The following is an 8,973-nucleotide window of genomic DNA, read 5'->3' on the forward strand; positions in this document are numbered from 1 at the left end:
GCTCCACCTTATCGCCTTCGTCGAAGCAACCAGTGAATCAGATCTCAGGCCGATCGTATAGATCTTTTGTCAACGTGATATAGGTCATGACTGGTGACATAAGCGATGCAGTATGGCTTTCATCCGAGGACCGCGTGCGGGACAATATAAAGTAAAAATCGCACAACTGATAGAGGATGGCAAAATTACAATCCCGATTCTCCTAATTCAAGATATGAATCTTAACATCATTAATTAATTTGTGGCAATAAAGTAACGATAATGGTCTTGGTTCCCGGGATTAGATCGTAGCCATTACGTGGATTTTGTAGCGCAGAAAAGGCCGCGAAGCATGATGTGTCCATTTTGAATGCAGATGGGCTGTTTTCGACGAGGTTAGATCTGGTGCTGATCGGCGATGTACCCAACCGGCGTGCCTATCTTTCCAAGCCGGGCGGGCAAACGGGATCCATTCGTCTAACTGTGCCCGAGGTTTTAGATCGCAAAACGGTGATGATTAGCGCTCACAATCTGAAGGCGCACTGCACGGCTTTCAGTCTGAAGGTAAGAAAGAAGGAGGAGGGAACACCTGATTGGGCACACGAAAGGCAGCATGAACACCAAGCTTCACAACATACTGGTGCAAACGGCTGTTTTCTTCGGCCTGCTCAATGAGTCGCCGCAGACCCAATGGTACGCGCTGGCCCGAGTTGTAATACCAACTTGTTTAGGGATACCTTGAAAAAAAAGAGCAGAAAGCCCTGTCTCCCAGGCCAAAATTCCGGAACAAGGCTGCTAAATATCGTGCAAACGCATAGGGATCATGTTTGAACGCATCAACGACTGGCGCTTTATTGCACCCCGCTACGACAGGTACTGGACAGTCTTCTTCTCAGCCATTGCACTTGCTGTTACATCATCTTTTAGCTCTGATCAGTGAGGCGTAGCTCTTAGACATATATGGTTGTAGGGAGTGAAAATGCATTTAGTAAATTACCAATTGAATAAATAATATTAAAAACATTCACGCGAACGTGGCGCTATGAAAGAAGAAGAACAATAACTAATCCCCACATAGTCAATAATGTATTGCTTACAGCATAAGGAACAGTATATCCTAACATAGGGACGTTGCTCTTTGCAACGTCAGCAACCATTGCCACAGATGCAGTACTTGTTCTGGCGCCTCCACAACAACCGAGGTTTATAGCTGGATCAAATTGGAAAATATATTTTCCTATTAATGGAGCAAGAATCATTGGTAACGCACTGGAAAAAATTCCCCACAAAAACACACTTAACCCTGCATCTTGCAGGCCTTTAATAAAGGTAGGACCAGCTGAAATCCCAACTACAGCAATAAAAATATTAAGGCTTACAGTATTCATAAACCATACAGTAGCGTTTGGTATATTACCAATTTTAGGCGTGACGCTACGAAGCCACCCTAAGACAAGACCTGCAATCAGCGCTCCTCCAGAAGCAGAAACCGTAATAGGAATACCAGCTATCGGGAGCACAACAGATCCAATCAGTCCGCCAATAAATATCCCGCCTCCAACCATAACCATGCTGGTTACGTCTGTTGGTCGATCCGCATATCCAAACTCATTAATTAATTTGTCAACATTTCTACGACTCCCGGTAATATTTATAATATCCCCTTGAAATATAGCAGTCTCTGAAAGTAAAGGAATCTCTACGTTCATAGATCCTCGATGAATATTATTTATGTAAATACCATGCGATGAATTGGACTCGGCCAAATTCCCTAAACGTTGCCCATTGATTTTTTTGCTTGTAATTACAACATTCACGGTTTCTATGGGAATATTTATTAACTCACGATCTGAAATTTCCTCAGCGTGATTGGACCAATATACCAAAGCATCATGCGCTCCAGATACAGCAATGCAATCGCCTACTGACAATATAGTATTTTCATCAAAAGGAATTATTTTCCCATTACGTCGAATATTTTCCAAAAACATTCTATCTTGTGTTGATTTTTCTGCATCAAAAACACTTTTACCAGCAAATTTTCCTAATGTTTTCAAGCGATATGCACGAATAATATGCTCGTGCCATCCTGTTTCAGAATTACCATTCACAGGTTTAATATTCATTTCACGTTCATATCTCTGGCATTCCTCTTCTAGATTGATTCTAAGGAGCTTGGGCCCTAAAAATGCCAGTATCCAGCCTGTACCAACAGTTCCAAATAAGTATGTTACAGCATATGCAACAGGGATAGCATTTAACTGTTCTTGAACCTGCTCAGGAGAGAGCGAGCTACGATTAATCGCATCCGTCGCGAGACCTATTGATGCCGAAATTGTTTGGGAGCCTGCGAGCAAACCTTCTGCCATACCAGGTCCGTACCCAGAAAAAATTGCTGCGATATAAACACAAGCGAGACATAGCGAGGCTATAACAACTGCGAATAATGCCTGCGGAAGACCGTTATTCGCAATTCCTCTAACAAATTGTGGACCCACACCAAAGCCCACAGCGAAAAGAAACATAATGAAAAATACTGACTTCACTTGAGGCGAGATAATAATCCCTAATTGTCCAATCAGAACTCCTACAAGTAGCGTTCCTGTTACAGCTCCAAGGCTAAAGCCACCGATTTTTCGGGAGCCAATCCAAAAACCAATCGCCAAAGCTAGAAATATTGCTAACTCTGGTGATGCGCGTAGCGTTTCCGCAATCCAATGAAAAAGCATTAAAATAGATCCTTAATCACAAATCCACTCTCTTAATATATAGTACTAAATAGATCCCGTTTTCAGCAGCTTCAAACCTAAGTTTTTATTAAATCCATGAATTTCCTTCACGTCTAGTTTTCTCATAAATTCGATAATTTCTTTGGTAATGACTTGCCCAGGTACCATGATCGGGAAGCCAGGAGGATACGGAATAACGAAATTAGCAGAAACCAAAACAGGGCCTGATTCCAGTCTTGTTTCAATTTCAGTACTATTCAGATCGATATACTCACATTTCAACTCATTATAAGCGTCATAAAATGCGCGACGAATATCACCATGGAGCGTGTCAGATTGTGGGTTGCTACGATAACAATCGTCAAATTTACTAAAATTCGGCAAATGCGGTAAATCGAATATTAATTCATCCACAGATTTTTGAAAATTGATTTGGTACTCTTTGCCAAATTTCTGTGATTTATTATCCAAATCCATTGAAATTTCATTCAGAACTCCTAAAAGAAGAGCAATATCACTTCTATTATTATTTATATTTGATTGCAAAAGAACGCTATTTCTTGAAGTTTTATTAAGCTGTATATTAAATTTATCAGCAAGTATATTTTTGAATGTAGTACCATCAAATCCCGCATGTCCACATGATAACGTCATACGGCTAGGATCAATAATAAACTCATCATTTTTGATTGCGTCTATAGCTTCAATCCAGCTCACACTGGGGTCATTATAATCCGAAATTCCGGATTCCCTGAATTTTTCAGGGATCATTTCAGAATTATTTAAAACCCTAAAATACTTTGATATTAGGGGATGATTGTTTATTTGCTTTCGGATTTCGAGAGAAACTCTCATTGCGTTGGCAACGAGACCATATCCTTCTAGCTGCATCTGGCGTCTAGCAACATCCAGAGAAGCTATAATCTGTAGATTTGGACTAGTTGATGCGTGAGTAAAAATAGCCTCATGAAACTGTGACTCAACATGTTCAAATTTAATATCCTTCACCAAAACAATCGATCCTTGGCGCAAGGCTGACATAGATTTATGAATGGAATTAGTTTGATATACACGAATTTTTACAAGCCGTGGATCAGGTATCAGACGATTTTCAAGTAGAGCTTCATCACTTGGATTTTCTCCAAGGGTTTTTTGTTGCTCTTCCCAGGCTATCAATGCCTCAGGCTGACTTAATGCTTGGCTGAGGGCATCTGCCGCGCCCATGGCCGTACGTTGACGAAGCAGCGGTGACCAATGAGCGAAACCAAACCAAGCTTCATCCCATAGAAAAATCAAATCTGGCTTAATGGCCAAACATTCTTCCATAACGCGTCGCACGTCATAGACATGGCCATCAAATGTACAATTGGTCAAATCGACCATTTTAACACGATCTATTTCACCCTGGGATTTCAGTTTTAATAGGCTTTGTTTTATTGTTTTAATAGGTACGCCCCCGTACATAGAATACTCTACAAGAGGGAATGCCTCCACGTAGTAGGGTTGGGCACCAGCTAAAACACACCCATAATGGTGTGATTTGTGACAATTTCGGTCTAGTATGACGATATCCCCAGGCACCAAAAGAGCTTGAAGAACCATTTTATTGCTTGTTGAAGTACCATTCGTTACAAAAAATGCATGATCGGCTCCGAAGGCCTTTGCCGCAATGTCCTGAGCATCTTTGATATTGCCTGTAGGTTCTAACAGACTATCTAAACCGCCAGTTGTAGCAGAGCTTTCAGCAAGAAATAGATTTGGACCATAGAAATCACCCATATCACTGATCCAATTGGAAGTAAATATGGATTTCCCTCGCGCAATAGGTAGGGCATGGAAGGTTGCTATTGGTCTTTCGGCATATTTTTTTAAGTTATCAAAAAATGGAGTCTTATAACGATTATTTATCGATTCTATAATCGATAAATGAATTTCCAAAGGTTCTTCCATTTGATAGAATATGCGGCTAAAAATAAGGCTTTCTTTTTTTCCGGAAAAACTCTCTATATTTTGGTCACTTAATAGAAAAATATCAAGTTCAGGTCTTATTTTATTTATAGCTTGTGCTAATCCAATAGAAAGATAATCGATATTATCTAAAGATTGAAAATCAATTACCCCTTCGAAGATTTTTAGGAAAGAATCTTTTTCATCGTAACCGTTTTCGAATCCATCATATAAAACCACCGATTCAATGTCAGAATTTAATATAATGCATTTTAATGCATCTACAGCACTACCAACGACTACCGTTTCATAAACGAATTCGTCTTCAGAGCGCCTAACACCTCGCGCCTCTTCTTTAATATGTTGCCAACGTGAACGAGCATGCGGCACAACGCTCAGAACTTCAAAATATGGTTTCGTTTTTATGCGCGATATTGCCTGAGGTAGTCTATTAAAAGGATCATCTTCATAATTTTCGATATCCCAAACCGAGATATCCCGGTGAAATTTCTTCGAAATAATATTTGTGGCGATACATTGGGAAAGACGTAAAAATCCTTTATAATCGTTTTCTCTCAAATAATATCTGAGACGATTTAATAAAATCGATCCTGGATAGGCGAAATATAAATCTATTTCTCCAAGCTCCTTTAACGCATTGGCTAGATTATCTTTTATAAATGCTTCCTGTGTCCTCTCCCATTTTCTAGCTTGATAAAGCACGGATATCCAGAGATCTGAACGCAGTTCGGGAGTAGCTAACGCCCCTCCAATTATTGAATGGGAATTATGATGCTCAGACATTCCGATGGTCATGAATATATTCCTTTTTCAACCCAACGTTGAATCAGCCCCAAAAGTTCCATCCAAATGATACGAACAAATTGATAAGTCCGAAGAAACATTGATTGATGCGTGATTCGGAATCTGGATGATTATATAGAAAAATATGGCATAATAAATTATTGTTTTAGGATGTATTTGGAAATAACATAAGTTAAATACTGCCAATTTAAGAGTATTTATTGATATTTCATAAAATGTTTTTCGATTATTTGCTACGATTGTACATATTTTTCTTACAAGTCATCAAGAGATGAGGATTATTTGAGATCAGTATCATAATAGATAAATGCCCCTTCGCATAAAAGCAAACGTAGTGCGACGACGTCATAAAAATTGTTGTCGTGCAAGTGAGATATTATCATGGTAAAGCTGATACCGACCGATATCTGGATAATGCGCAGGAAAAAATAATCCTGAACGCCTTTCATAAACAATTACTGTGAATGGAAACATATATTTGTCAATGGGATCTATAATTTTCTAAATTTCATGTGCAAGTATATCTCTTAGAAAAGTTAATTATATATTTTGATTTATGAATCCGTTATATGAACTATTGAAAAATTATACACGTCGTCTCGACGAAGAGTAGACTATGTAAATTACATTGGAATAATTATTCTAAAATTTCCAAACAAATTCCGTGGTAGGTCACGTTGACAAAAGGTCTGCTCCAGAGCTTTGCGGCTGCGATATGGAGAAAGCTCATGAATGACAAAGCCGTCTTGTCATAGCGGGTTGCGATGCGGCCTTTGCGTGATGAAATAACCGGCAGAATACCACGCTGCAGCAGATCCTGGCGGAAACAGGCACTGTCATAGCCCCGATCAGCCAGCATGGCTTTGGGGGTCGGGACAGACAGCTTCATCAGGGCATTTATGGCTTTGTAGTCCGAAACCTGACCTCCGGTCAGGACAAAGCCGAGAGGGCGTCCCTGATTGTCACATCGGGCATGGATTTTGCTCGTAAAGCCGCCGCGCGATCGACCAAAACCCTCCGAATGAGCCCCCCCCCCCTTTTTTTTGCGTCCGTAGCCTGTGAGTGGGCGCGGGCTACAGTGCTGTCGACCATAATATGTTGCCAGTTATCGGTAAGCCCCAGATCTACCAGCGTCTGTAAAAGAGCATCCCAGACACCCTGTTCAGCCCAACGTCGGAACCGGACATAGACCGAGTGCCACTTGCCATAGCGTTCATGCATGTCCCACCACGAACAACCCGTGCGCAGGACGTGCAGCATGCCGTTGAGAAATAGACGGTTATCTCCGGATGGTCGTGCCCAACGACCACGTTCAGACGGCAGAAGCGGACCAATCATCGCCCATTCCCTATCCGTCAGATCCCCTCGGGCCATCCCCGTTCTCCCTGCTCCTTATCCCACCGGCAGCAAGCGAATCAGATCTCACGCAGATCGTATAGACCTTTTGTCAACGCGACTTACGTAAAGCATAGATGCACAAAAAAAATGCATCAGAATCTATAGGGTTTTCACACACTCAATTTGTATAAACGGCTAAACCATACTATGGTCAAACGAATAAAACGCTAGGTAAATATCGAGGAAACGTTATGAAGTGGTTTTTTGCTATAACAGAAAAGACTTTGGCGAATGATCCAGATCATGGATTTATCGATTGTATTCGAGTTGCGGTTCGTTCTGCGCGCGAGAACACAAACCTTGTGCCTCATATGGTCTTCGATGGAAACCCTTGTGAATTTACTGAAGAAATGAGAAAGGAAGGTGTAAAGGTTATTTATCATAGAATTCATTTTTACGAAAAATTAAAATTAGCCCAAGAAAAGCAAAAACCAGAATGGCCGAACTATATGGATACAGCTGCTGGGGCTTTTATGAGACTGGACCTAGCTTTACTAGAGCATGATGAAAAATTCGTTTTATATACGGATTGCGATGTTATGTTTCTTAAAAATCCAAGCCTTGAATTTTGCAAACCTGAAATATTTGCTGCCTGCGGCCAGTTTGGTCAGCAGGACTATTACACAGATATGAATTCTGGGGTTATGATTTTAAACCTAGAAAGAATACGCAATGATCTCCCGGCGATGGTTGAATTTCTCTGCGATAATTTCAATCATATTTCTGGATATGATCAGGAGCTTTTGAGAATATTTTATAACAGCCAATGGAGTCCACTATCCGCTAAATTTAACTGGAAGCCGTACTGGGGAACTAATGCAGATGCCAGAATCGTGCATTTCCACGGCCCCAAAGCTCCTGCGAGCCGAAATTTGTTAAACGATCATCACTATCGGGAGCACGACCCCGTTTTCCATACATGGAGACATTGGTTTTTTCAGAATGTTGCCGGTTATGGAGTTTATGTACCTGTCTGGGAAGATTTCTTGCAAAAATCTCGTAACGCATATGACGGTTCCGTTGAAAGTTGTGCCTCGTTCAACCTTGCACGCGAATAATTACAATGCTCATGACTTATAGTCAGAAGGTGACGGTTGCAGGAAAATATATAGCCGATAAAAAGACGGTCCTGCTTCTATCATAGCATGTTAACACCGCCGCCAGTCCTTGAGGTAATCAGACATGACCTCAATGCGGGTGTGGTGTTTATAGTTTCGCTTGTCGTATTTTACTGGTTTTCCGCGGGATATTCTTCCCGGAATGCGGGGGCTGATCCCTTTTTCCGCTAGAGTATCCCAGTATCAGTCAACATAATAACCTCGGTCCGCCAGTGCCCACTGTGTCATCAGCAGGCTGTCCAGCAGAGCAGAGACTGCGGTGTAATCATTAACCTATCCGGCTGTCATGAAGAAGCTCAGCGGTCGCCCGTTCTGATCCGTGACCGCATGTAGTTTGGTATTCATACTGCCTTTGGTGCGATCGATTAGACGCCCTGGATTCTTTTTAATCGCAGGCTTGAAGCTTTACAGTGTGCCTTGAGATAGATTGTATCAATCTAGGCCACGTTGACAAAAGATCTATACGATCGGCCTGAGATCTGATTCACTGGTTGCTTCGACGAAGGCGATAAGGTNCAGCCGGAGACAATCGCCTGTTTCTCAATGGTATGCTGCATGTTCTGCGCACAGGCTGTCCCTGGCGGGACATGCATGAGCGCTACGGCAAATGGAACTCGATTTATGTCCGGTTTCGCCGTTGGGCCGAACAGGGTGTGTGGGATGCCCGGCAGGAACTTCCGGCTCCAAACCCCAGGGCCATGCTAGCCGATCGAAGTTATGACAGCGACAGTTTCCGCCAGGACCTACTGATCCACGGGATCCTGCCGGTTATTCCCTCACGAAAAGGCCGCAGTGTTCCACAGAAAACAGACTGGCGACATTACAGGGACCGCAACCGCATCGAGCGGATGTTCAGCCACCTCAAGCAGATGCGCCGCATTGCGACCCGCTACGACAAGACCGCCCTGTCCTTTATGAGTTTCCTCAATATCGCCGCCGCAAGGCTCTGGATCAGATCTTTTGTCAACGTGACCTAG

General features: G+C 42.1%; 7 protein-coding genes and 1 pseudogene. 3 read left to right on the forward strand and 5 right to left on the reverse strand.

What is annotated here, in order from left to right; genetic code table 11:
* Positions 1 to 336 precede the first annotated feature (336 nt).
* Positions 337 to 654, forward strand: coding sequence for a hypothetical protein (locus JK208_RS15585; RefSeq protein ID WP_211576688.1), 318 nt, complete (start codon positions 337 to 339; stop codon positions 652 to 654).
* Positions 655 to 1,019: 365 nt separating this feature from the next.
* Here the strand turns inward: JK208_RS15585 and aspT are convergent, their stop codons facing one another.
* From aspT to JK208_RS16015, 4 genes are all read right to left on the reverse strand, one after another.
* Entirely contained in the window at positions 1,020 to 2,708 is a 1,689-nt protein-coding gene (aspT, locus tag JK208_RS15590) for an aspartate-alanine antiporter (protein WP_211576689.1), read from the reverse strand.
* A 45-nt stretch (positions 2,709 to 2,753) separates the two neighbouring features.
* A complete protein-coding gene (locus JK208_RS15595) occupies positions 2,754 to 5,471 on the reverse strand; it encodes a hypothetical protein (RefSeq protein ID WP_211576690.1) in 2,718 nt (905 codons plus the stop codon).
* Between the two features lie 646 nt (positions 5,472 to 6,117).
* Complete coding sequence (locus JK208_RS16010) at positions 6,118 to 6,459, reverse strand: transposase (protein WP_349292010.1); 342 nt, start codon at positions 6,457 to 6,459, stop codon at positions 6,118 to 6,120.
* Entirely contained in the window at positions 6,411 to 6,854 is a 444-nt protein-coding gene (locus tag JK208_RS16015; protein WP_211576692.1) for an IS5 family transposase, read from the reverse strand. Before JK208_RS16015 ends, JK208_RS16010 begins: the two co-directional genes overlap by 49 nt.
* 215 nt (positions 6,855 to 7,069) lie before the next feature.
* Between JK208_RS16015 and JK208_RS15610 the strand changes: the two genes are divergently transcribed.
* The gene (locus tag JK208_RS15610; RefSeq protein ID WP_194266841.1) at positions 7,070 to 7,936 is read left to right on the forward strand and encodes a hypothetical protein; all 867 of its coding nucleotides are present in this window, start codon (positions 7,070 to 7,072) and stop codon (positions 7,934 to 7,936) included.
* 22 nt (positions 7,937 to 7,958) lie between these two features.
* Here JK208_RS15610 and JK208_RS16020 read toward each other — a convergent pair.
* Positions 7,959 to 8,433, reverse strand: a pseudogene (locus tag JK208_RS16020) (IS5 family transposase); the annotation flags it as partial.
* A gap of 96 nt (positions 8,434 to 8,529) precedes the next feature.
* Between JK208_RS16020 and JK208_RS15615 the strand changes: the two are divergent.
* Positions 8,530 to 8,973 (forward strand): transposase, encoded by a 444-nt coding sequence (locus tag JK208_RS15615; RefSeq protein WP_283092439.1) that lies wholly within the window; start codon positions 8,530 to 8,532, stop codon positions 8,971 to 8,973.

Origin of the sequence: Gluconobacter sp. Dm-74, from assembly GCF_018256135.1 — a bacterium.
GTDB classification, from domain to species: domain Bacteria; phylum Pseudomonadota; class Alphaproteobacteria; order Acetobacterales; family Acetobacteraceae; genus Gluconobacter; species Gluconobacter cadivus.

What these genes read in the sequence shown, in the direction of transcription:
- aspT (WP_211576689.1), bottom strand. Translation starts at nt 2,708, where the DNA reads ATGCTTTTTCATTGGATTGCGGAAACGCTACGCGCATCACCAGAGTTA.
- JK208_RS16015 (WP_211576692.1), bottom strand. Translation starts at nt 6,854, where the DNA reads ATGGCCCGAGGGGATCTGACGGATAGGGAATGGGCGATGATTGGTCCG.
- JK208_RS15595 (WP_211576690.1), bottom strand. Translation starts at nt 5,471, where the DNA reads ATGACCATCGGAATGTCTGAGCATCATAATTCCCATTCAATAATTGGA.
- JK208_RS15610 (WP_194266841.1), top strand. Translation starts at nt 7,070, where the DNA reads ATGAAGTGGTTTTTTGCTATAACAGAAAAGACTTTGGCGAATGATCCA.